Origin of the sequence: Segatella copri, from assembly GCF_949820605.1 — a bacterium.
Classification (GTDB): domain Bacteria; phylum Bacteroidota; class Bacteroidia; order Bacteroidales; family Bacteroidaceae; genus Prevotella.
Genome location: NZ_CATKVU010000001.1, coordinates 44,619 through 69,085 on the forward strand (window position 1 = coordinate 44,619; position 24,467 = coordinate 69,085).

The window sequence follows — 24,467 nt, forward strand, 5'->3', positions numbered from 1 at the left end:
ATTATGACTAATAATAAATATGATTATCTTATAGTTGGCTCCGGTCTTTTCGGAGCCACATTCGCACATCTTGCTCATAAGCAAGGTAAGAAGTGCTTGGTCATTGACAAGCGATCTCACTTGGGTGGCAATATCTATTGTGAGAATATCTAAGGTATTAATGTACTTAAATATGGTGCATAAGACACAAAAAATATCCATTTTGCTCGAAAATAAGTTTTTTAGCAAAAAAAATTTGGTCTTCTCGCCTAAAAGTTCTATCTTTGCAAGGTATTTGAGACATTAAAACATTGCTATATGAATATCCGAATAATAATAGATAAGTTAGGACCTATTACTGATTCTGAGATAGAACTGAAGCCTTTTATGGTTTATACGGGTGAATCGGGATTAGGTAAGAGCTATACCGCATTATTGTGGTATAACTTAGTTACTTCATTGACTCCTATTAGACTTCAAGAGTTTATCACAATGAAGTTGAATGGGAGCGCAAAGGAAGAACTTACTTTTAAATTCAAGGATTTCAGAATGTGGCTCAATCAAAATACTGCTGCATTTCTTGGTTATTTGTTAGGTAACAATAATTTTGAGTGTCAAGTTAATTATGTTTTTGAGCAGGACGATAACATGAATATTGCAATCAAAAGGTTGCATGATGAGGATGCGTCTGGATTTACTCGCTTTAGTATCAATGATGATATAGATGTTTTTCCCCTTGATTTGGAGGACAATGTCATGATGATGAGTTTTAGCCTTCATGGCTATTTGGCACAATTATACTTTGACAAAAATTATCTGCGCCCTTTGATCTTACCACCTGCTAGAGCTGCCTTTATGGGAGCTAACACTACATCGCCTATTGGTATGTATCGTGATTTCTTGGCTCAGCTCGACGATCTCAAGACTCCTTCCAGAATTATCAGCCCAGACAATCAATTCTATGCCAACTATATCGCAAAGTTGGCTGATGGTGAGATTGTCTTGGAAAATGGTAGTGTGTTCTTGCTGTTTGAGTCTGGTGAAAAGATACCTGTATCTGCAGCAGCCTCTTCAGTAAAGGAGCTGATGCCATTCTTACTGATGTTACAAAATGGAAAGAATAGACAGTATAATAGTCTGCTTTTTGAGGAACCAGAAGCTCATGTGCATCCTAAGAAGCAATTTCTCGTGATGGATATGTTGGTTCGCTGTTGTAACAAGGGTATGCTCATCCAGATGACTACCCATAGTGATTATCTCCTGGGTCGCATGAATCAGTTGCTATTATTGGGTAAGATTAGAAATAAGTCTATGAAAGCTTTCGAGAAATTCTGTAGTGATCATCAGTTTAATAAGAACCTGTATCTGGAGACTGAACAGGTAGGTGCTTATTATTTCAAGCGTCAAGATGGTAAGGTGGTCATAGAAAATCAAGATTTGTCAACAGGCCTTCCTTTCAGTTCTTTTGAGAACACGGTAAGAAGCCAAATGGAACTGTCGGCAGATATTACTGATTTGGCGGAAAACTTGGGTATCGAGTCTAACTTATAATAGAAAGGAGGACTTGATATGGAGGCAACGTTAGAGGAATTTGGAATATTATACCCAAAGTATGCTACCTCTTTGTTTGAAGAGTCATGCGAGGTGATAGAGCCAGTACCTAATAGTGAATCTGATTTTAGACATTTTATCGTGACTGGGGGTAATGGTTATGTCTTTCCACGCGAGTTTGCTGCAGATACGGTCTCTTTTTATGGAAAATCAAAAAGTCCAGACCCCATGAGGCTTAATTGCGATGGTATTTTCTTTTCAGAGATAGAAAATAGAAAATGTCTTTTTATCTGTGAATTAAAAAGTACTTTTAGTACAAGTCAAATAGCACATGCTAAGGAGCAAATTATGGGAACAGTATTGAGGCTAAAGGCGCAGATGAGTATCTTGCAGACTCAGCCTGATTGGGAGATACATGGAGTAATAGTTTCATTTGAACCGACAGAAAATCAACTTATATCTGTCAACAAGTTGACGAGTAAAGATGCCAATTTTTCCAAATATCTATTTACAAAGGGGCATAAGGTGATAACAGCGGAAATGTCAAAAGTTCATTACGCCCCGATGGCTATGCCTGATATTACAATTCATTATGTAGCTGTGCCAGAAAGAAAAACTGAATATCAGATGACCTTAAGAGAATTGGTGAATTTATAAGGTAACAAATCGGATACTATATAGAAGAAAAAAAAGAGGAATATATTAATACGCAATATGGAGACAGGTGAGCATCATTTTTCTAGATGATGCTCATCCTAAGATATATTGTCTTATCTCTATAAAGATTTTTTGATTATGAGTGATAATCATTACGACTATTTGATAGTTGGCTCCGGTCTTTACGGAGCCACATTTGCACATCTTGCTCACAAGCAGGGCAAGAAGTGCTTGGTGATAGATAAGCGATCTCACTTGGGTGGCAATATCTATTGTGAGAACATCGAGGGTATCAACGTGCATAAGTATGGAGCACACATCTTCCATACCTCCAATAAGAAGGTGTGGGACTTCGTCAACTCCATTGTTGAGTTCAACCGCTATACCAACTCGCCAGTGGCAAATTACGAGGGCAAACTCTATAATCTGCCTTTCAATATGAATACCTTCTATCAGATGTGGGGCGTAACCACACCTGAAGAAGCTCAGACTAAGATTGATGAGCAGAAGGCGGAAGCTGTTGCTCGTATGAAAGCAGATGGCGTTACAGAACCTCGCAACCTGGAGGAGCAAGCCAAGGTATTGATTGGAAAAGACATTTATGAGAAACTTATCAAGGGATATACTGAGAAGCAGTGGGGAAGAAAATGTACGGAACTTCCTGCTTTCATTATCAAGCGCTTGCCAGTTCGTCTTATCTTCGATAATAACTACTTCAATGATAAGTACCAGGGTATCCCTGTTGGTGGTTATAACAAACTCATTGATGGCTTGCTTGAAGGAGTAGAGACGAAAACGAATGTAGATTTCTTTGAAAACCGCTCTTATTGTGAGGGTATCGCTGACAAGATAGTGTTCACAGGTAAGATAGATGAATTCTATAATTATCAGTTTGGCAAGCTAAACTATCGTACAGTACGCTTTGAGACAGAGATTATTGATAAACCAAATTATCAGGGCAATGCGGTGGTAAACTATACCGAGCGTGAAGTACCTTACACTCGTGTTATTGAACACAAGCATTTTGAAATGTTTGGTCAGGAAGTATATGAAAACCCAAAGACTGTTATTTCGAAAGAGTATTCTACAGAATGGAAGGATGGCATGGAGCCATACTATCCTGTGAATGACAAGCTGAACTCTGAGCTATATGCCAAGTACAAAGGTCTGGCAGACAAGGAAGAGAATGTTATCTTTGGTGGTCGCTTAGCTGAATATAAGTATTACGATATGGCTCCTGTAATTGAGAAGGTGATGGAGAGGTTCTAAGTAACTAATCAGCACCCCTATGGGCATGGTAAGCAGCTCCGCATTTATACCTTGCATCATTCAAATCCTGGCTGATTTGCCCCCGCCAGGTGTTCCGTAAGTATTCTTTTAGTAAAGGTGATGTTCTTACTTGTGATATACAAGTATTTGAAACACTTGAAATGGATGGGAGTACAAAGGTAAAATATGTTATTTCAAAAGTATATGGCTTGCCACACTACCATAGAGTTCCTGAAGAACAAAATATTAATTTTGAATAATATTAATTTGATAATATGAGAAAGAGAGTAAAAAGACAATATCAAAAATCTGGAAACAAAAATGTAAGATCGGGACGAAACAGTTATAGCGTTATTGCTGTTTCAAAACGTTTGTCCATTCATAGGCATGGAAGGACATCGATGGATCCTGTATTTCCTGGTAAAAAGCAAAGCAACAAGTGAACAAGAAAAAAGCTAATTAGTAAGAATATGGATGTTTTAAAAAAGAAAGATGAGGTACATACTGATTGGGTAAGTTTCCGTAAAAAGAATATAGCCTGTGTTTCTGCTAATGTATCCAATATCTTACGTCAGTTTATTTTAGCTGGTGTGGGTATAGTGTGGCTCTTTAAAGTTGTTGGGAAGGATGGTCATTTCCAATTGGACTTTCAATTGCTAATAGCATTAGGATTCTTTGTTTTGGCAATATTATTAGAACTTTTACATTATATTGTGGAAATTATAATGAATGCGGTTTACTTGACTGATAAAATGAAGGATAAAGAGATGCCAACTTATCTATCAAGCATATCATGGCTTTTTTGGATAGGCAAGATAGTGTTGGTTCTTTTAGCTTATGTTTTAATAGGAAGATTTTTGTGCGGAAAAATTATTTTATAAATGAATTTGTAAAAAAGATTTTTGACTTCTACAGACTGATAGCCATCAGCTATTACATTTATGAGCTACTTTTCTGCTGGCGGCATGAAGCCTAATTGGTCTTTTTGTGAAAGATAAATAAATAATATGAAGATATGGAGACATATATTTATTATATTGAAATACTGTCAATGGTATCGCTATTCTTGTTGTATGGCTTGTCGGTATTACTGATGTTGGCAGATGATGGGGATATGCGATGGACGGTTTTGTTGAATGGTTTTGCATTGCTGCTGTCATTTAATATATATCAGAGTTGTAGAATTTTTTGGGAACCAGAGAAAGCATATATATTGTGGGGAATTCTCATATTGATTACCTTGATAGTGCTGATAGTTGCACTTTATAAAAAACAAATAGGTATATTTATGAAGATTCTAAGTATATTGCTTTTTGTGTCTTGCGGAATCCTGCCTTTTGGAGTGGTGTATTCTTCTAATAATATTTTAGCTCTGTTGCCTAAGGTTAATTTAGTTGTAGATACAAAACTAGAACAATATATTCCTTATGTCATGTGCTTTATGATGATAGTATTGGTCTTATATATTGTTTTTCATACTCGTAATATGATGCGTTATACTCAAAGGACATTAGATGATCAAATTGACGATATAAAAAGGGAGATGGCTTTAAACAGTAATTTTGAAGAGCCATATTCACGTTATATACGTGATGACTTGAGAAATTTGATGTCCGTAATGTCTGAAGAGTTGATGGAGGAATTACATAAAGATATAGTAATATCTAAAGGATCCGGAAAGGGAAATATCAAGCATCAAAACCAGATCATGGCAGAGCTAAGAAAAATTAATCAAAAAATATCTTCGTCTCCTCAACAGACTATGCCTTTTAGCTTTTCTGATTTGACTAGTAATATAAAGCATACATTGACAACTCCATTATCTCAGATACAGATAAATTGCGAGGTGTTAAAGCCCAAGTTGGAAGGCGAAGAATTGGATAAAATTATTCGTATTGATAATTATTCTAAAATCTGTTTATCTGTAATAAATGCTTATGTTGAGGCAACAACAGTTTCTTCTTTGCCTTCATTTTTGGGATTGAACGCCGCTATATTAGAATATGCAAATGTAATATGCATTCAAAATAAGCTAGACAACGTCAAGTTGAGAATTGAGGCCTTACCTGATATCATCGAGGGATATTCTAGTAATTATATTTTTGCTCTGATTATTCCTTTGTTGCAAAATGCATTGGTTGCCTCGCCTGCTAATACAGAAGTTAGGATTTCTTATAAAGGAACTATAGAGGGACTTATTTGTATAGACATTTCAAATCAATGCAAGGATGAAGTTCCTACGATTGATCAACTTAATACTACTGGCTTTTCTTCGAAAAGTAATCATACTGGTGTCGGAATTCAGTCAGTTCGTAATTTAATAAGTTTAGTAAAGGGTAGCACTCTTAATTATCAAGTAGAGAGTGATCAGGTTATAGTAACTATAAAATTAAAAACTAGAGTATGATGCAAATAGATCTCTTTGAAGTTTTGGTTGTTGATGATGTCTTGTCAGCTGCTGAGGATTTCGCAAGACTAATTCATGCTAAGACGGGATTAAAAACAACTTACACTTCTTCTGCCAAGGAAGCTATTAATATTGTTCAGTGTAATGATATTAAAGTTTTGGTCTTGGACCAGGTAATGCCTGAGAAGACTGGTACAGAATTATTAAAAGAATTAAGGCAATATACTAGTGCAAAAGCTTTGATGCTAACAGGTGAAGCTTCAAAAGACGATTTAGGTGAGGCCATTAATTTGAAATTTGATGCGCACTTAGATAAGGCTTTGGCTACAACAAGTCTTTGTGGCAGAGTGACAGAGCTATATGCTCTGTTTGAGGATGAGTTTAGAGAGAAAGTAAATCGTTCGAAATCATTGAAGCGCACTTTTACATTGTGTAAGTTTAAGCTGTATAAGGCTGTCCTTTTCTATGACAAAATAATTCACTTTGGGTATGTTGATTTGAAACAGGCGCAGACATTATTGACAATATTTTCTGGGCAAGAGCAAGAAACTGAATCTGAAATAGTGTATGCGGAAGAGATTATTGTTGAGCAAAGTGCAAGCTTTGATGCCAAGTTTGGCATAGAAATCCCTATACAAGATGCTGTAGCAAAAATGGAACGTAGCATAGCTAACAGTATCAGGAAAATTACTACAGTCAAGAAAAATAAAAAACTGAAAAATATTTCAAAGTATCATCTTACGGAAAAAGACTCAGAAAAAGTAGATCATCGCATAATAACATATGCTCCAATTTATGAAATCCATAAAATGATAGTTGGTTATAAGATTCCTTTTATTGGAAAATACCATAGAAGTCTAATGATTGTATACGAGTTTACAGGTGAATACCAATTATTCCAGAAGGATTTTTTTAAAGATGGTACAGAAAAAGAAAGAACATTGTCTAGGCAAAAATTTTGATTAACTTTTGCTATGGAAATCAAAGGCAAAACAGTTTAGATATATAAGAGATATAATTTTGGACTTTGGCAGGCGGATTGCCTTCAGCTTTTATTATAAGCTACTTTTCGGCTGTCGGCATGAAGTCTACTGATTTTAAAAATAGAAAAATAATAATCGATATGGAAAAGATATTAACAATAGTAATTCCTACGTACAATATGCAAGACTATCTTCGTAGATGTCTTGATTCCTTGATTGTACCTGAGGAACAAATGCAGCACTTAGAAGTGCTTGTAGTGAATGATGGCAGCAAGGATAATTCTTCTGCCATAGCACATGAGTATCAAGATAAGTTTCCTGATACGTTTAGAGTGATTGATAAGGAGAATGGTAATTATGGATCCTGTGTAAATCGTGGCTTGAAGGAGGCTGCCGGAACGTATTTTAGAATTCTTGATGCTGATGATTGGTTTGATAATGAAAGCTTACAACTTTTGATAAACACATTATTTAATTTGCATCAAACAATAGATGTAGTTTTTACTAATTATATTCAAATATATAATAAAAATAAAAATATTAAAGCTGTCGATATTCCTATTACTTTCGATAAATTAATCATAAGGCAGAAATTTTTCCCTTTTAAGGAAAAGCATTTGGAAGGTCTACTAGTAATGCATTGTATTACTGTAAGAACTCAAAAAATGAAGGATATGAATTATTTCCAACAAGAAGGTATAAGTTATACAGATACTGAATTCGCTTTTTATTCTTTGTTGCATGCCGATTATATGTTGATTTTAGATGTTAATCTTTATAATTATTTTCTTGGCAGAGAAGGACAAACTATGGAGTCTTCTTCCATGATTTCTAAAGAAAATGATTTTTATTTAATAAGTAAGCGTTTAGTTGAGCAGTTTTTACAGGTAGATGATTTGAATGAAAATGAAAAATGTAATTTAATACAACCTTTAAGTAATATTGTATATTATTTTTTGAGAATAAATTTAGTACTAACGCCTTTAACCGATGATAGTAAAAATAAGCTTGATACAATCATTAAGTTATATTATCCTATTACTAAGGCGTATTCTAAATATTTTACAAAACTTAATGTATGTAAACTACCAATAGTTTATTTATATAAAATAACCAAGTTGGACTTGCATAGCTTCTATAAATTTCTGATAGCTTTACGAAATATATTTTGCTCTTAGTGATAGGAAAAAGTTGTTTTTTTGATTGGATATGAAATCAAAAAAAAATTAATAGTTTAATAAGATCTTTATTTCGAAAATGATTTACTATTTAATATATATACCTTTTATTTTGTCTTCTTTTCTTGATGTTCCGAATTTTTCATTGAAATTTAGACAAAAACTATGTTGGCTTTGGGTAATAATTCTCACTTTATTTTGGGGATTGAGATGGCGTTGTGGAACAGATTGGTATAACTTTTTTGATTATTACCAATGGAGTCATTTAAACAATGTTTTCACCTTTGACAGAGGTATGGGAGAGCCATTGGAATGGGGCTTTGTGTTACTTAATGCTATATTCCATGATTTGGGCTTTAGTTATACAATTTTCCTTTTATTTTTTAGCTTTACAATTCTAGCTTTGTTTGCAAAGTTTTGCATATCTAATTTTGATTATCCATTAATTGGATTTGTTTTTATTATAGCAACAATGGCACCGATATTTCCAACAAGGCAAGCTTTGGCATTAGGTATTATTTGTTTGGGATATAAATATATAAATCAAACAAGTCTTAGATCATTCTTAAATTTTGCAATTGTAGTGCTAGTAGCTTCTTCTATTCATACTTCTGCCTTATTGGCGATAATTGTTTATTTTATTCCCAAAATTAAGCTTAATGTATATTTAGCTATATCGTTATTAATCGGATCGATGTTCATAGGTAAGTTCCTATCTTCATTTTTTGAATATATCATTAATAAATTTACATTTCTAGGTTCTATTGTTTTAATACGTCTCTCAACATACACAAATCAAGAGACGTCTTCAGTTGGTGAGGGCGTATTTGATAGAGGAATTATGAGTTATTTGTTATCATTATTCTATTTCTTGTTATTTGTTTATAGAAAATATAATAGGAGTATTTCTCAAAATTTTAGAGGTACTTTCAATAATTATACAATTAAAGAAATAATAAGAAATATCTTTTCGCAAACGATGCAAGATATGAGTAGACTTAGTAATTATTTTTTGCCATCAGTCTATTGGGGCACAATAGAGGTGTTTGTAAGTTTTGAAACTAGTACACGAAAATATATTTGTGTTAGGTTGTTGTTTAATGCATTAATGTTTTATTTCTTTTATCGTCAATTGAATGGCGTTTATGTGCATGAATATTTACCATATAATTCGATTTTATGAATATAGTTTTAATAGGTGACGGATTTACCGGTTCAACATTGCCTTTAGCTAAGAGATGGGCTGATGAAGGGCATAAGGTAACTTGTTTCTTTTATGTAAATGTAGGAAAAGGATGTTTGGAGGGATTTGATTTTTCACCAAAAATATTACCAGGAATCTACAATGTGAATTTAAAAGAAACCAATTTGTCTAATTATTTTTGTAGAAATGTTAGTGTCAATATAATAGTTTTGCTTCGTGAAAGGAAAAAACTACGTAAAACTGGAATTAATTATTTTATTAGTCATATAGATAGGTATACAGAGAAAAAATTATTGAAGAAAATCAAATCGTTGAATTACGATATTGTGAATTTAGTAGGTCATAACCCTCCATTAGATTATTTAATTGATCATTTGGATGTATCTAAAGTTTTTTGCTCTGTGCATGAGGTTTTGGAAAATCATTTACATGATAATGTCTCGCTAAATAAATATACAAAATGGTTAATTAAGAATAATATTAAAATTATAGTTCATTCTTATTTTTGTTATTCAAAATTAGGTGACTATAAATATCGATATTATATTCCTTTTGGAGCCTTTGAAACTTTTAAAACTTATACTACTACAGTAAAAAGTTTAGGTTTGCAACCAGGTTATTTGCTCTTTTATGGTTATATATTGCCTTATAAAGGTTTAGAGCTATTATACCAAGCGTATTTAAAAATCTTAGATAAAGGAGAGAATATTCCCATAGTTATAGCAGGTAAGGGCAATGATAAGTATTTGCAATTGTTTATGAAAGCACCAAACGTTAAGGTAATTAATGCTTATCTTTCTAATCAAGATTTAGCTACGCTAATTTCTAAATGTAGAGCGGTAATATGTCCTTATCTGTCCGCTTCTCAATCAGGGATTCCTCAAACTGTCAATCAATTTGGAAAAAAAGTAATTGCAACAAATGTAGGTGCTTTCCCTGAATTTATATATAATCGAGAAAATGGCTGTGTTGTAGATGTTGATTCAGTAGAATTAGCCTCTGCTATGGAATATGTAGAATCTTCAGATTTTTCATTTGCAACATTTTTAAAACATCATTCAGATTTAAACTGGGATGAGATAGCTGTGAAGTATTTAAAATTATTTCAAAATAAAAAATGAGAATATTAGTATTTACAGGAGGATTGGGTAACCAAATGTTTGAGTATGCATTCTATAAACACTTGGAGTCTTGCTTTCCAAAAGAAAAGATTTATGGGCATTATGGAGTGAAACTTAAAGAACACTATGGGTTGGAAGTTAATAAGTGGTTTGAAATCTCACTTCCACCAGAGAAGTGGTGGACGTTACCCGTTGTAGGTCTCTTTTATATATATAAGCAACTGGTGCCAAATTCCCAATGGCTAGATTTGTTTCAAAGAGAGTGGAAGCATAAAAAGGCGAAAGTTTTTTTTCCTTTCAAGTTTACTAAACAGTATTTTCCAAAAGAGAATGGTTGGCTAAAATGGAAAATTGATGAGAAATCTTTGAGTGAGAAGAATATAAAACTTCTTCAGATTATTCATAAGGAAGAAACTTGTTTTGTCCATGTAAGACGTGGAGATTATTTGGCTTCCAACTTTAAGTATATTTTTGAAGGATGCTGCACATTGGATTATTATAAGCGAGCTTTGGAATATATGAAAGGGATTAATCCTAAAACTCGCTTTATCTGTTTCTCTGATGATTTGGAGTGGATTCGCAAAAATCTTCCTATGGAAGAAAACACAATCTATGTAGATTGGAACACAGGCACTGATTCTCCTCTAGATATGTACTTGATGTCTCAATGTGATAATGGTATCATAGCCAATAGTTCTTTTAGCTATTGGGGTGCATATCTAGGAAAGAAAAAAAACTCAGTGATTTATCCTCAGAAATGGTGGAATATGGATGGTGGCAATCCTGATATTTTTATGGATGAATGGTTCGGAATGTAGCAAGAATATTATTTTTTAAAAATATCATAGCAAATGAAATCAATTCTTTTACAATGTAAATTTCTCTTGGTGGAATTCTTAAATATATCCTACCAACTCGTTCCAAATCCCCTTCGAAATTACTATTTGAGAATGTTCGGAATACGGATATGGGGGGGCAAGTCTTGTATCCATAGAGGATGTAAGTTCTTTCATGTTGGTAAAATGAGCGTAGGAAGGGACACTGTAATCAATTTTGGTTGCTATCTTGACAATCGACGAGGTATCTATGTTGGTAACAATGTCGGAGTTGCTCATAATACTAAAATTTATACATTAGGTCATGATTTAAATGATTCTTCTTTTTCGACAAAGGGAGCGCCGGTCAATATTGAAGACAATGTTTTTGTCTTTTCCAATGCAATGATAATGCCGGGAGTGACAATAGGGGAAGGTGCTATTGTACTAGCTGGAAGTGTTGTAATTAAGAATGTGGAACCTTGGACAATAGTTGGAGGTAATCCTGCAAAAAAGATAAGAGATCGCAATCATGACATAGATTACAGACAAGTTTATAGATATTGGTTCGCTTTATAAGTAATGAATAAACCAAATGTTTTATTTTTGCTGAAAGGTCTTGAAACTGGAGGTCTTGAGGTGGTAACAGCTGTTCTCGCGAACAAATTTGTAGCCGAAGGGCATAGTGTTAGTGTCTTTGCATTCTTAGGTGGAAAGAATTCTATTGCTGATAGGTTTGATAAACGTATTAAACTTTATCAACAAAATGATTATTCACAGAGTAGAACGAATGTAGAGAACCTTAGACGTGTTCTGCAGGTCGATGATATAAGTGTGATTATCAATCAATGGGGATTACCATATATTCCTATTAAGGTTGCCTTAAAAGCATCAAGAGGACTACAGGTCAAGATAATATCTGTTTATCATAACGCTCCTAGCTTTAATGGAAGAATTCAAAAACTCAATATTGGGTTGAATGGATGTGAAAATCCTATAAAGCGATTACTTTTGAATGTATTGCGTACAGCCTTTAAATATGTAACAAGTCGTGCAATGGCTTACATATATAGGCATAGTGATATTTTTCTTGTATTGTCACCTAGCTATATTGATGACTTTCAAAAATTTACTCATGTCAAAAGTCTTAATCATCTAAAGGTACTGACCAATCCGGTGACTATATTGAATGATGACTATGAGTATCAGTTTAAACATAAACAGAAAGAAATTATATATGTAGGTAGGTTGGATTTTGTGCAAAAGCGAGTATATAGGGTCATTGATACTTGGAATTATCTCGAAAATCATTTCCCTGATTGGCGATTGACTATAGTTGGGGATGGAGAAGATAGACAGAATTTGGAAAATCACGTTAAAGCTTTAGGTTTAAAACGTGTATCTTTTGAAGGTTTCCAAAAACCTATAGTTTATTACAAGCGAGCATCTATTTTACTTCTTACTTCAGATTTTGAAGGTTTCCCTCTGGTGCTTGCTGAATGTATGAGCTTTGGTGGGATACCTGCTGTATATAACAGCTACTCTGCTGTATGTGATATTATAGATGATGGCAAGGATGGCATCGTGCTTCCTTATCATAAGAATGGGTATAATGCCAATGAAGCAGCAGATATGATTGCCAACATCATGAAGGATGATGGTAAACGTGAGCAAATGGCTTTGGCTGCTATCAAGAAAAGCAAAGAATATTCTGCCGAGAAGATTTATAGTGAATGGGAGAGAATTTTTGATTCTCTGTTACAGAAATAAAACTTATAGTATTATGTATAACGATATTCAAATCATAATCATGGCCGGCGGCGTAGGCAGCCGCTTCTGGCCTATGTCAACCCCCGATTACCCAAAGCAATTCATAGATGTGATGGGAGTCGGTCGTTCCCTCATTCAATTGACAGTAGATAGATTGAAGCCAATCTGTCCTGTCGAAAACATGTGGGTAGTGACAAACGAGAAATACATTCGCATAGTCAAGGAGCAAATCCCTGACATGCCAGTAGATAACATATTATCAGAGCCGGAGGCTCGCAATACCGCTCCATGTATTGCTTATGCCTGCTGGAAGATCCAGAAGAAGCATCCTGATGCCAACATCGTGGTGACACCATCCGATGCCCTCGTCATCAATACTTCGGAGTATCAGCGAGTGCTCAGCAAGGCATTGAGCTATACTTCCGATAAGAACGCCATCGTGACCATCGGTATTAAGCCAAGCCGCCCGGAAACAGGCTATGGCTATATCGCTGCAGCAGAGCCAACATCCGTAGATGAAATCTATAAGGTTGAGGCATTCAAAGAAAAGCCAAACCTGGAGACAGCCGAGCAATATCTTGCTGCCGGTAATTACTATTGGAATGCTGGAATCTTCGTATGGAACATTGATACCATCAGCAAGGCAATCCGCACCTTCCAGCCTCAGCTTGCCAGCATCATGGACGAGATGGCACCTTCTTTCTATACCGAACAGGAGAAAGAGGTGGTCGGCAAACTCTTCCCAACCTGTGAGAAGATAAGCATTGACTATGCCGTAATGGAGAAGTCGAAGGAAATCTATACCTTGCCAGCCGAGTTCGGCTGGAGTGACTTAGGCAGCTGGGGCAGTCTCCGAACCTTGCTTCCACAGGATGAGGCTGGCAATGCCAAGGTAGGCAAGGACATCCGTTTGTATGAATGCAAGAACTGCGTGGTACATGCAGCCGATGAAAGCAAAGTGGTGGTTCAAGGCTTGGATGGCTATATCGTAGCCGAGAAGCACGGACAATTGCTTGTTTGCTCTTTGAAAGAAGAGCAGAGAATTAAAGAATTCGGAAAATGATAAATAATATAAATTTAAATGACTGAAAATATGTTGACACCAGAAAAAAAACAAAAGATTGAAGATCAGATAGAACTTCAACAGAACGCAATTTCATATGATATGAAAGAGTTTACAATAGAATTGTATGTTAATAAATATCTTAAGGATATAGATAAAGAAGATAACGAACTGTATGTTCCTGATTATCAAAGAGAATTTATTTGGGATGATAGACATCAGTCTCGTTTTATTGAAAGTCTTTACTTAGGATTACCAGTCCCTTTTATGTTTTCAGCAGAAATTAAAGAGAGTGGAAGATTGGAAATTGTAGATGGTTCGCAGCGAATTAGAACTTTGGCTGCATTCTTATCTGACGAACTAACTTTATCCCATTTGGAGAAACTTTCTGAAATGAATGGTTGTAAGTATTCAGAACTTCCTGTTGGCTTACAAAGAAGCTTTAAAAATATATCAATCAGAATGGTTGTGTTATCTGCTAAAGCTACAGAAGATGTAAGAAATGAAATGTTTGACCGTATAAACACAAGTAGTGTGCCTTTGCTGCCGATGGAAACGCGTCGAGGAATTTATAAAGGTATTTTTACTGATTTTATTGCAGAATTGGCAAAAGAACCTAGATTTAAGAAACTTTGTCCACTGGCAAATTACATGCAAAATAGAAGGGAAGAAGAGGAACTCTTGTTGAGATTGTTTGCTTTTAGCGAGATATTCCCTTCGTTTTCGATAGTAGAGAACAAAGGGGTTGCTAAATTTTTGGATAATTACTTGGCAGAAAAAAATAAAACCTTTAACAAAAATGAAAAGGCCGTACTGAAGAAAAATTTTTATAATCTTATAAATGCAATAGAAAAAATATATCCTAATCAAGGCTTTGCAAAGACAAAGATGGCTATAGGAATTTCTAAGCCATATTTTGAGGCAATTGCCGTTGGTATATATTTAGCCCTTATTGATAATCCTGATATTAACTTAGTAGCGAAGAAAGAATTGATTATAGACAAAAATAACAGAAATGAATTCTTTAAGTTAATTGAAGGTCGATATCGAACTCATACAGCTCAAAAGATACGTAATAGAATTGAATATGTAAAAAATCTGTATCTTAAATGATAATAGATAAAAATTTTAAAATGCGGGTGGAGGACATTAATGAAATTTTCACCATGCTTTCATTTGTATTAAAGCTAGAGTCACACAAAAACAAGCCATTGTTAAATGATGATACAAAAGAAGAATTGTATGTTACTCAAGAAATGCAGTGTGTGTTAAAAGCTCAATTTCTCTTGGTTCTATATAATTTAGTAGAATCAACTGTAAATGATTGTTTAAATGCATTATATGATGCTGTTTTTGATGACAACTTGACATATTTTTCCCTATCAGATGATATGAGAAAAATGTGGAGAAGTCATATGAAACGTCGCAACCATCCAAGTTTTGATAAGCCAGATGATGAGATAATGACTATGAAAATTAAATTTGAGGAATTGGCTGTTAATATATCAGGTAGCTTAGATATTAGAAAAATTTTTGAAATATTCCAAAAATATGGTTGTCCTTTAGATGATAAAGATAGAGGTGAGTTTTCTAATAGTTTTTTAATTGTGAAAAATCGTAGAAATATGTTAGCTCATGGTAACATTTCATTTTCTCAATGTGGTGCTTGTTATATGCTAACCGATTTGGAAAGGTTTAAAAATCATATTATTACTTTTATGCAGATGGTTACAACGACGATGAAACAACACATTAGTGATCATAAATATAAACGATATTAGGGCGATAATAGAAATGAAAACAGTAGAAATCTTAAATATTGAAATTCAGAACATTACCCGTCAGGAACTCTTGGAGAACCTGAAGGAGGGTGTTCTTGTGACTCCTAATCTTGACCATCTGATTAAGCTTCAGAAGGACAAGGAGTTTTATGATGTGTATCAGAAGTCGGAATGGGTGGTATGTGACAGTAAGATTCTCTACCTGTTCGGTAAGTTGTTGAAGACTCCAATCAAGGAAGCGATTCCGGGTTCCAGCTTCTTCACCTCTTATTATATGTATCATAAGAATGATGCTGACTGCAAAATCTTCTTGCTTGGTGCCAAGGAGGGTATTGCTGCCAAGGCTATGGAACGTATCAATGAGAAGGTGGGGCACAAGATGGTGGTTGGTGCTCATTCTCCTTCCTTTGGCTTCGAGAAGCATGAGGATGAATGTGAGGAGTTGGTTCGCATCGTCAACGAGAGTGGTGCAAATGTACTGCTCGTTGGTGTGGGTGCTCCAAAGCAAGAGAAATGGATTATGAAGTATCGTGATAAGATGCCTGGAGTAAAGGTATTCATGGCTCTGGGTGCTACCATTGACTTCGAAGCTGGAACATTGAAACGTGCGCCTAAGATTTGGCAGAAGATTGGTATGGAGTGGCTGTATCGTTGCATGAAGGAGCCAAAGCGCCTCTTCAAGCGTTATTTCGTGGATGATATGCAGTTCTTCTATTACTTTGGTAAGCAGCTCTTGGGAATATACAAGGATCCTTTTCGAAAAAAGTAGGATTAATTTCTTCGGAAGAACTTACATAGTAAGGCTATCGGAAGGAGGATGATAGTTGCTATGTAGGATAATATGATGCGTATGGCTTGCTTCATGCGTGCAAAAGTACTACTTTATGTTGAAACAACAAAAGATTTTCTTTGATTTCTTGCGATTCTGTATTGGTTCTGCCAAGGAAATACCTGGTTCTTTGAAGGAGGTGGATTGGAAGGAGCTGTATGCTATTGCCAAGAAGCAGGCTTTGCTTGGTGTGCTGTTTTATGGTATCCAGCGGTTGCCAAAGGAGTTGGCACCAGAGCAGAAGCTACTGATGCAATGGATGGTGATGGCGGAACAGATACGAAAACAGAATATCAGACTGTTTCAAGATTCCGTAAAAATTTGCAAGAACTTCGAGAACGAGGGCTTTGCTAACTGTATCTTGAAGGGGCAGGGGAATGCGTTGCTTTATCCTGACCCTTATATACGTACTCCCGGGGACATAGATATTTATCTTTCGGGTGGTCGCAAGAAAATCATGAAGTATGTAGATCGGGTGTGCCCGAATCAGGTGATGCGGTATCATCATATGGATTATCCAGTGATGAAGACGGCGATAGAGGTGCATTTTACTCCTTCGTATATGTTCTATCCGATTCATAATAGGAGAATGCAGAAGTGGTTTGAGGAGGTGACGGGTGAACAGTGTAATCATCGGGTTTCATTGCCTGATGGATATGGGGAGATTCATGTGCCTCAGGTTTCATTCAACGTTATCTATATCCTTTCTCATCTGTATCGGCATATCTTTACGGAGGGTATCGGATTGAGGCAGCTTCTGGATTACTATTTTGTGTTAGTGAAGTGGCACACGGATCTCACAAATCTCACGAATTCTAATAAAAGTCTCCCACAGATGACAGAGATTAACACAGATTTGGATGCCTTACGGCATAAATTGAAATATCTTGGATTATGGAAGTTTGCTCAGGCTGTGATGTTCGTGATGAAGGAGGTGTTCGGGCTATCAGAAGATAGGATGATTGCACCGATGGATGAAAGGGAAGGTAGGTTCCTGCTTGATGAAATCATGCGAGGAGGAAACTTCGGACAGTATGATGACAGGATGGGTAGTAAGATCGGTGAAAGTAAGATGCATCGTTACTTCAGAATGAATCTCAGGAATCTCAGATTCGTGAAGCATTATCCTACTGAGGCATTGAGTGAACCTTTGTTTAGAACGTGGTTTGCAGTATGGAAGAAGATTCATGGAATAAAATAATCAATGAGCATCGCCCGTTTAGAGATGCTTGCAGCTTTCCTTTGAGAACTTTAGCGAGCTTGAGTTAAAAAAGAAGGTTGATTCATTAGTTGGACATAATCTCCAAAGGGTATATCGGGATATAAGACTCGTGAGATATTTTCCTGCTGAGGCTCTATGCGAGCCTTTGTTTAGAACTTGGCACTTCTTCTGGAGGCTAAAATATAAAAAATAAAATAATCAAATAATTAATTGAAATAACTCTGTTTATTTTTGTCGAGATGCAGATAGGTAATCTGCTAGATGAGGATGACTATCTGTACTTCGATTATCAATGATAATCATAATGAAGAAAAAAGTTTTTGTGAGCGGTTGCTATGACCTGCTACATTCCGGTCATGTTGAGTTTTTCCAGCAGGCATCACGGTATGGTGACCTGTATGTGGGTATCGGATCGGATGCTACTTATCTGGAGTATAAGCATCGCAAGCCTATGTTTCCGCAGGAGGAAAGGCTATTCATGGTCAAGAATATCAAGGCGGTGAAGGAGGCATATATCAATGAGGGAAGAGGAGTCATCGACTTTCTGCCAACTCTTGATAAGGTGAAACCGGACGTGTTTGTGGTGAACGCTGAAGGTGGGTCTGATGAGAAACGTAGAATTTGTAAGGAAAGGGGCATCGAATATGTCGAACTCCAGCGCACTCCTCATGCTGGTTTGAAGGCGCGGTCTTCTTCTGACTTGAAGAAGGCGTTATCGAACGTATCTGATAATTCGGCACAGGAAGTGGGGATTCCTACCCGTCTGGATCTGGCTGGTACTTGGATTGACCAGCCTTATGTAAGTATGTATCATCCGGGATGGGCGATTACCATCTCGCTGGAACCGACCTTTGAAGTGCGCGACCGCTGTGGTCTGTCTACCTCTACCCGTAAGATGATTCAGAAGATATGGCCGGTGAAGTTGCCGAAGATGGATCCGGAGATGCTTGCACGACTGGTATTCTGCTTCGAGAACAATCCGGAGCGTCATGATGGTATCATCTCGGGTGCCCAGGATTCTATCGGTATCTGTGTTCCCGGTCTGGTGCGTCATTATTATGACAACAACTTCTGGCCGGAGAAGATAGAGAGTACGCAGGATGAGATGACCCTCCGTTTCCTGGAAGACCATCTGGTGATGATTCCGATGGAACCGAGAAGACCGGGATGCAGTGTGGTGGAAGGTAAGGATATCACGCCTGAGAAGGTGAAGGCGCTGGCTGATGCAGCTGATGCCTGCTGGAAGGCGATTCTGGCGCACGACCTCGATGCCTTTGCTGCAGCATACAGGGCATCTTTCGAGGCCCAGATTGCAATGTTCCCGGGTATGGTGAATCCGTCTATCAATGGTGTGATAGAACCGGAGGCAAGTGTACAGCCGATGATTGACCGCTACAGCCACATGGAGGAGGTTCTGGCATGGAAGATGCCGGGAGCCGGTGGCGGTGGTTATCTGGCACTGGTAGTAAAGGACAGTCTTAAATTTGCAGAGAATCATGACGAAGCCATCCATCTTCAGATACGAAGGGCATAACTATCTGGTGCCCTTCCTCATTATCAGCAGCCTTTTCTTCATGTGGGGCTTTGCCCATGGCATCCTGGAGGTGCTGAATCCGCATTTCCAGGAGTCGTTCCATATCAGCAAGGCGATGTCGGCCCTGACGCAGACTGCTGTCTATGGTGCCTACTTTCTGATGGCGCTGCCTGCCGGATGGATTATCCGGAAGTGGGGCTACAGGAGGGGAGTGATAACAGGACTGGTTCTCTTCGGTATCGGTGCCCTGATGTTCATACCGGGAAGCAGGATCAACAGTTTCTACTTCTTCGTTCTGTCGCTGTTTGTGATAGGATGCGGACTGACCTGTCTGGAAACGAGTGCGAATCCTTATACTACGGTACTGGGACATCCTGACAAGGCAGAGAGCAGAATCAACCTGTCGCAGTCGCTCAATGGTATCGGATGGATTGTAGGACCGCTGGTTGGCGGACAGCTTCTGTTCTCGGGTGTCAACATTGCCATTCCTTATGCCCTGGTGGGTATCTTCGTGCTTTCTGTGGCACTGGTCCTGTCAAGAATCAAGTTGCCGGACCCAAGGAGAGCGCATGAGGCGGATACGAACGAGAAGGTGGAGGAGAAGCCGATGCGAGTGATGGCATTCGGTTTCGGTATGCTGACCTTGTTTCTTTATGTGGCTGCCCAGACGGGTGTAAACAGTTTCTTCATCAACTATGCAGAGGAGAGCATTCATATAGAGAAGCAGACTGCCAGTCTGTATCTCGCCTTTGGCGGAATGGGGTTGTTCTTTATCGGCCGACTGGCTGGTGGCGTCATCATGAATTATATCCAGCCAAGGCTGGTGCTGCTGGTCTGTGCCATCCTCACCTTTGTTGCCACATTGATTGTGGTGGTATGTAGCGGCACCTTATCTCTCATTGCGTTCTTCGCCCTGTACCTAGGAGAGAGCATCATGTTTCCGACTATCTTCTCGCTGGCATTGAGGGATGCGGGTACAAAGACCAAACTTGCCTCTTCATTGCTTATCATGACGATAGTGGGTGGTGCGGTTGCTCCTGTAATCATGGGGTATATTGCGGATACTACGGGCAGTATGGCGATTGCATTTCTTATACCGCTGGTTTGTTATGGGGTGATTGGAGGGTATGCACTTTCGAAACGCCACGTTCCTCTTTAAATAAAAGGAGGATTTTTCGAAAATCACCCCGTCCCTCTTTACCCTTAAAGAGGGCTCCACCTCTCATCTCGGTCTTCTCCCCTCAGGGAAGAAGAGGGAAACCGCCCTACTCGGTGCTCGGAACCGCTACGCTCTAAGGTTGGCGGGGCATCAAAGCCCTCGCCATATTGTGCGGGATGGGACCGCCTTACTATAGCTTGCAGAGGTAGGGAACAGCTGTTTTATAGTTTACAGTTAATAGTTTACGATTGATTTCGTGGTTATTTGCTGATAACTTGCAGATTTCTTGTGATTCTCTTGGTGGTTTCGAGGAAAAAGCGTAACTTTGGCGGCAAGTTATATAAACTAAATAATAGGAGATAAGATTATGGCAATAGCTATTAAAACAATTCCTGTATTGACAGGTGATGTTGCAGAGCGCTTTATAGAGATTGTAGAGAGTAGTAGAAATACTGCCACAACTGTGATTCCTGAAGGAGCACAAGATGCAATCCGTCGTATGATGGAACGCTCAAAAAATGTTAAGATTAAACTTCCTCTTTAATTAAATTGGCTGGTGAATAATTATCAATTTGATATTATGGAAAGATGCGACTTTATGCCTTTGACTGCAGAACTTGCATCTTTGCCTTTTTGTTGTGGTGAAACAGAAGGAGATAAAGACTTGGAAGACTTCTTTCATCACAATGCCTTGCTGTATGCTCAAGAGCGACTTGGTAAGACTTATTGCTTTGTCAACAATGAAGGTGAGTTCTCTGAAATCGTTGCATTCTTTACTGTATCAAATGATAGTGTAAAGACAACTTTTATTCCGAAACCTTCTGCTAACAAGGTTCAACGAACTATACCAGGCCAAAAACATCTTCGTACTTATCCTGCCGTATTATTGGGAAGACTAGGGGTTAATAAGAAATATCAAGGACGAAATTTCTTAGTTGGTCAACAAGTGATGAACTTTATCAAGACGTGGTTTGTACAGGAGGATAACAAAACAGGATGTAGATTCTTGGTTGTTGATGCGTATAATCAGCCAAAAGTTCTTAGCTTTTATGAGCGCAACAAGTTTAAGTATCTATATGCCACAGAAGAATTAGAAAGAGCAGAACAGCATTTCCCGGAAACTTCTCCGGTTTATACCAGGCTCATGTTCTTGGATTTGTTGCATACTCAGATATTGGAATATCCTAATGTAATTAAGTAAAATTGTTTGGTTAATATATTCTGATGAACTTCTTCTTGCTTTTAATATGGTTGTTCTCTGCACTATCCTAAACCGAATCACCGGCCTTGTGGGGATATTGATATCTTCCTGATGGATAAGGAGGGAAGGCATGACGAGGAGATGGTGAAGGCTATCGATGACGTGGTTGCGTTCTTAATGTATCGCCAGTGATGCGACTCCTATCGTGGAGCATACGGCATGTCATTACGATATCAAGGCCGTGGATCTGGACATCAGCAAACTGAGCAAGGGTGGTTTTGATCACTTTATGCTGAAGGAGATTTATGACCAGCCTAACTGTCTGAAGGATTGTATGAGTGGTCGCCTCTTTGCTGACTATTATCAGATGATAGAGGAACTTTCTGAGATTCCGCAGAAAATGGAGAAGGTATTGGAGCAGGCTCCGATAATCAAGGATATCTCCCGAATGTTTACTTATGCGCACAACTTCCTGTATCTGGGGCGTGGTGTGAACTATCCTGGGGCGATGGAGGGTGCCTTGAAGCTGAAGGAAATCAGTTATATCCATGCCGAGGGCTATCCTGCTGCCGAAATGAAGCATGGCCCTATCGCTCTGGTAGACCAGGACATGCCAATCGTTTTCCTTGCTACGCATCAGCAGTTGTATGAAAAGATTATCTCGAACATGCAGGAGGTGAAGTCGAGAAACGGCCGCATCCTTGCCGTGGTGACCGAGGGTGACCAGCAGGTGAAGGAAATAGCGGATAATGTATTGGAGGTTCCAAGAACCCTGAACGCGCTAGTTCCGCTGCTGAGCGTAGTTCCGCTGCAGCTGCTTGCTTACTATGTGGCTGTGGATAAGGGACTGGATGTGGATATGCCGAGAAATCTGGCGAAGAGTGTGACAGTGGAATAATATGATTTTGATTTCTAAAATCATCTAATTTTTTTCTAAAATCATCCCGTCCTTCTTTACCATTAAAGAAGGCTCCACCTTTCTCACCAAGCCTCTCTTTCCTCAGGAACGAGAGGATGTAACCGCCCTCCGGTGCTCGGAACCGCTACGCTCTAAGGTTGGCGGGGCATCAAAGCCCTCGCCATGGTTGTGCGGGATGGGACCGCCTGGGAAAAGGTGGGGGATAGTCTTGTAAGCCCAGTGAATGGGCGCAAAGGTAATGAGAATTTTTCAAAGTGCTAAAGAATATAATAAGGGAATTGTATGGAAAAGAATAGTCAAACAAAATCAGTCTTCACGATTAGCGGTAGGCATAGATTTGTAGCTTGTGTCATTGTTGTAATACTTGTATCCTGTGCAGCATTTGCTTATCTTGCTTCTTGCTATAAGCAAGCACAAGATGATATTGTAGCTCTGCAAAAGAAGGATGCTTTGATGTTTGAGCAGGTCTTAAACAGCAGTAAGAATGTGAAGAGTAAGAGTTCTGAGAATATCGACCAGCTTCAAGCTTTGCTTGATAAGCATCAAGAGCGTCAAGAGGCTCTTTTGCATTTGGAATACAATAAGCTACAGGCGGATTTTAATGTACTTATGTTTGCTGCGAGCTGCCTAATGATCATTTTCTTGGTGTTCTCGTTATATTCTATTTTCAAGACCGATGAAATGCTCAATAAGGCTGAAACTGAGGCAAAAGGCATTCATAAGTTATTGGATGAGGCAAAACAGACTACTGAGACTATAACCACTCAGTGTCAAATTATGATGGCGCAACAAAAGGGGCATGGGGTGAGACCACCATCACCAGTTCCTCCTCTTGCGCCTCAAACGGATGACGTACATTCTAATGATATGGGAGGAGAAAGAGATGATAGCTGATGTTAGAAGAGCTGTTGCCGTAGCTTCTTATGTAATGGTGACAAACAGAGTGGCTTCAAGTGTGTTTGATTTTGCCAATGGTGGTTATCATCCGATGAGTGTTTCGCATACTGGCAATTTTTTGTCAGTATATGATTATCAGAGGAGTAATTATCTTTCTGGTTATCTCCCTAACCTCTTTGATTACTCTACTGCCTCTTATGTAAACATGATGATGTCTGGCAATACCATCAATGGCTTTGACTATCATACCGCCACCTATTTCTCTGTTACGGTAAATGCCGGTAATGTAACCATCTTCGATTACCAGATGGCGCAATATTATATGTATTCGGTGAATTAACTAACCTGCATATTTCATACTCACCTGTTATGCGCATGAGCCAAAGGCGATTTTGCAGGAAGTACATTGAAAGTTATGAATATTTACATTTCGAGAACCAAAGTCACTATGTAAATTATTGGACTCCTGAGCAAATGCATGTGCTGGATGTAAGGCCGGGAATCACTGCCCCTGCCAGCATCAAGTTCAGAAATGAGAATGAGTTAATGGAGAAGGCAGCTGATTCTGAGGATTATTACATCCATGTAATCATGCAGGAGAAGATTAAACTCTATCTGGAGTATGTAAAGAATGCCAGCTTCTGGTATGACTTCAAGCTTATCTTCAAGACATTTGAAGTGATTGTAAAAGAATAGTCCCACCTGTCTTCAATAGTCTTTACGACCCTTTCAGTTCCCCTTGTAGGGGACAGTACCCCCTGCGGGAGGGCCCTTAACCTACTCCCAAGCCCTCACTCTTTCCAAAAGGGCAAGGGATGTAACCGCACCTTCTCGGTGCTCGGAACCGCTACGCTATAAGGTTGGCGGGGCATCAAAGGTCTTCGCCATGTTGTGCGGGTTCCCGGAGATATTGATATTTGGGTGAATA

Annotated in this window: 24 protein-coding genes and 2 pseudogenes; all 26 read left to right on the forward strand. The window is 38.0% G+C overall.

The genetic code is table 11. The features are described from left to right. Positions 1–3 precede the first annotated feature (3 nt). Positions 4–150, forward strand: a pseudogene (locus RCO84_RS00225) (NAD(P)-binding protein); the annotation flags it as partial. A gap of 147 nt (positions 151–297) precedes the next feature. After that, positions 298–1,530, forward strand: a complete 1,233-nt coding sequence (locus tag RCO84_RS00230) for an AAA family ATPase (protein ID WP_317577381.1) — start codon at positions 298–300, stop codon at positions 1,528–1,530. A gap of 18 nt (positions 1,531–1,548) precedes the next feature. Beyond that, complete coding sequence (locus RCO84_RS00235) at positions 1,549–2,187, forward strand: hypothetical protein (RefSeq protein ID WP_317583376.1); 639 nt, start codon at positions 1,549–1,551, stop codon at positions 2,185–2,187. Between the two features lie 138 nt (positions 2,188–2,325). Next, positions 2,326–3,456: a UDP-galactopyranose mutase gene (gene glf, locus RCO84_RS00240; protein ID WP_317583377.1), complete on the forward strand. Its 1,131-nt coding sequence runs from the start codon at positions 2,326–2,328 to the stop codon at positions 3,454–3,456. Between the two features lie 470 nt (positions 3,457–3,926). After that, on the forward strand, positions 3,927–4,337 hold the full coding sequence (locus RCO84_RS00245; protein WP_233339424.1) for a hypothetical protein: 411 nt from the start codon (positions 3,927–3,929) through the stop codon (positions 4,335–4,337). A 134-nt stretch (positions 4,338–4,471) separates the two neighbouring features. After that, entirely contained in the window at positions 4,472–5,863 is a 1,392-nt protein-coding gene (locus RCO84_RS00250; RefSeq protein WP_317583379.1) for a GHKL domain-containing protein, read from the forward strand. After that, positions 5,860–6,825, forward strand: a complete 966-nt coding sequence (locus tag RCO84_RS00255; protein WP_317583380.1) for a response regulator — start codon at positions 5,860–5,862, stop codon at positions 6,823–6,825. Before RCO84_RS00250 ends, RCO84_RS00255 begins: the two co-directional genes overlap by 4 nt. Positions 6,826–6,986: 161 nt before the next feature. After that, positions 6,987–8,024: a glycosyltransferase family 2 protein gene (locus RCO84_RS00260; protein WP_317583381.1), complete on the forward strand. Its 1,038-nt coding sequence runs from the start codon at positions 6,987–6,989 to the stop codon at positions 8,022–8,024. Between the two features lie 79 nt (positions 8,025–8,103). Beyond that, a complete protein-coding gene (locus RCO84_RS00265; RefSeq protein ID WP_317583383.1) occupies positions 8,104–9,207 on the forward strand; it encodes an EpsG family protein in 1,104 nt (367 codons plus the stop codon). Then, positions 9,204–10,349, forward strand: a complete 1,146-nt coding sequence (locus tag RCO84_RS00270; protein WP_317583384.1) for a glycosyltransferase family 4 protein — start codon at positions 9,204–9,206, stop codon at positions 10,347–10,349. The genes RCO84_RS00265 and RCO84_RS00270 overlap by 4 nt, the downstream gene beginning before the upstream one ends. Beyond that, positions 10,346–11,167, forward strand: a complete 822-nt coding sequence (locus RCO84_RS00275) for an alpha-1,2-fucosyltransferase (RefSeq protein WP_317583386.1) — start codon at positions 10,346–10,348, stop codon at positions 11,165–11,167. Before RCO84_RS00270 ends, RCO84_RS00275 begins: the two co-directional genes overlap by 4 nt. Positions 11,168–11,371: 204 nt before the next feature. Continuing rightward, entirely contained in the window at positions 11,372–11,743 is a 372-nt protein-coding gene (locus RCO84_RS00280; protein ID WP_317583387.1) for an acyltransferase, read from the forward strand. A 3-nt stretch (positions 11,744–11,746) separates the two neighbouring features. Beyond that, the gene (locus RCO84_RS00285; RefSeq protein ID WP_317583389.1) at positions 11,747–12,934 is read left to right on the forward strand and encodes a glycosyltransferase; all 1,188 of its coding nucleotides are present in this window, start codon (positions 11,747–11,749) and stop codon (positions 12,932–12,934) included. A 13-nt stretch (positions 12,935–12,947) separates the two neighbouring features. Further along, positions 12,948–13,997 carry a mannose-1-phosphate guanylyltransferase gene (locus tag RCO84_RS00290; protein WP_317583391.1) on the forward strand — a complete coding sequence of 350 codons (1,050 nt, stop codon included), beginning with the start codon at positions 12,948–12,950 and terminating at the stop codon, positions 13,995–13,997. 30 nt (positions 13,998–14,027) lie between these two features. Then, positions 14,028–15,110, forward strand: a complete 1,083-nt coding sequence (locus tag RCO84_RS00295; RefSeq protein WP_317583392.1) for a DUF262 domain-containing protein — start codon at positions 14,028–14,030, stop codon at positions 15,108–15,110. After that, positions 15,107–15,778 carry an MAE_28990/MAE_18760 family HEPN-like nuclease gene (locus tag RCO84_RS00300; protein ID WP_317583394.1) on the forward strand — a complete coding sequence of 224 codons (672 nt, stop codon included), beginning with the start codon at positions 15,107–15,109 and terminating at the stop codon, positions 15,776–15,778. The genes RCO84_RS00295 and RCO84_RS00300 overlap by 4 nt, the downstream gene beginning before the upstream one ends. 13 nt (positions 15,779–15,791) lie before the next feature. Continuing rightward, the gene (locus tag RCO84_RS00305) at positions 15,792–16,547 is read left to right on the forward strand and encodes a WecB/TagA/CpsF family glycosyltransferase (RefSeq protein ID WP_317583395.1); all 756 of its coding nucleotides are present in this window, start codon (positions 15,792–15,794) and stop codon (positions 16,545–16,547) included. A 115-nt stretch (positions 16,548–16,662) separates the two neighbouring features. Then, positions 16,663–17,808, forward strand: coding sequence for a nucleotidyltransferase domain-containing protein (locus RCO84_RS00310; RefSeq protein ID WP_317583397.1), 1,146 nt, complete (start codon positions 16,663–16,665; stop codon positions 17,806–17,808). Positions 17,809–18,133: 325 nt separating this feature from the next. After that, on the forward strand, positions 18,134–19,363 hold the full coding sequence (locus tag RCO84_RS00315; protein WP_317583399.1) for an adenylyltransferase/cytidyltransferase family protein: 1,230 nt from the start codon (positions 18,134–18,136) through the stop codon (positions 19,361–19,363). Continuing rightward, positions 19,326–20,522 (forward strand): sugar MFS transporter, encoded by a 1,197-nt coding sequence (locus RCO84_RS00320; RefSeq protein WP_317583400.1) that lies wholly within the window; start codon positions 19,326–19,328, stop codon positions 20,520–20,522. Before RCO84_RS00315 ends, RCO84_RS00320 begins: the two co-directional genes overlap by 38 nt. 367 nt (positions 20,523–20,889) lie before the next feature. Beyond that, positions 20,890–21,066, forward strand: coding sequence for a hypothetical protein (locus tag RCO84_RS00325; protein WP_317574013.1), 177 nt, complete (start codon positions 20,890–20,892; stop codon positions 21,064–21,066). 36 nt (positions 21,067–21,102) lie between these two features. After that, entirely contained in the window at positions 21,103–21,723 is a 621-nt protein-coding gene (locus RCO84_RS00330) for an N-acetyltransferase (protein WP_254880790.1), read from the forward strand. 358 nt (positions 21,724–22,081) lie between these two features. Continuing rightward, positions 22,082–22,621 (forward strand): annotated as a pseudogene (locus RCO84_RS00335) (SIS domain-containing protein); the annotation flags it as partial. Between the two features lie 303 nt (positions 22,622–22,924). Continuing rightward, on the forward strand, positions 22,925–23,536 hold the full coding sequence (locus tag RCO84_RS00340) for a hypothetical protein (protein ID WP_317583402.1): 612 nt from the start codon (positions 22,925–22,927) through the stop codon (positions 23,534–23,536). Next, entirely contained in the window at positions 23,526–23,879 is a 354-nt protein-coding gene (locus RCO84_RS00345; RefSeq protein ID WP_287801689.1) for a hypothetical protein, read from the forward strand. The genes RCO84_RS00340 and RCO84_RS00345 overlap by 11 nt, the downstream gene beginning before the upstream one ends. A gap of 35 nt (positions 23,880–23,914) precedes the next feature. After that, positions 23,915–24,235, forward strand: a complete 321-nt coding sequence (locus RCO84_RS00350; protein WP_317583404.1) for a sugar transferase — start codon at positions 23,915–23,917, stop codon at positions 24,233–24,235. Positions 24,236–24,467 lie beyond the last annotated feature (232 nt).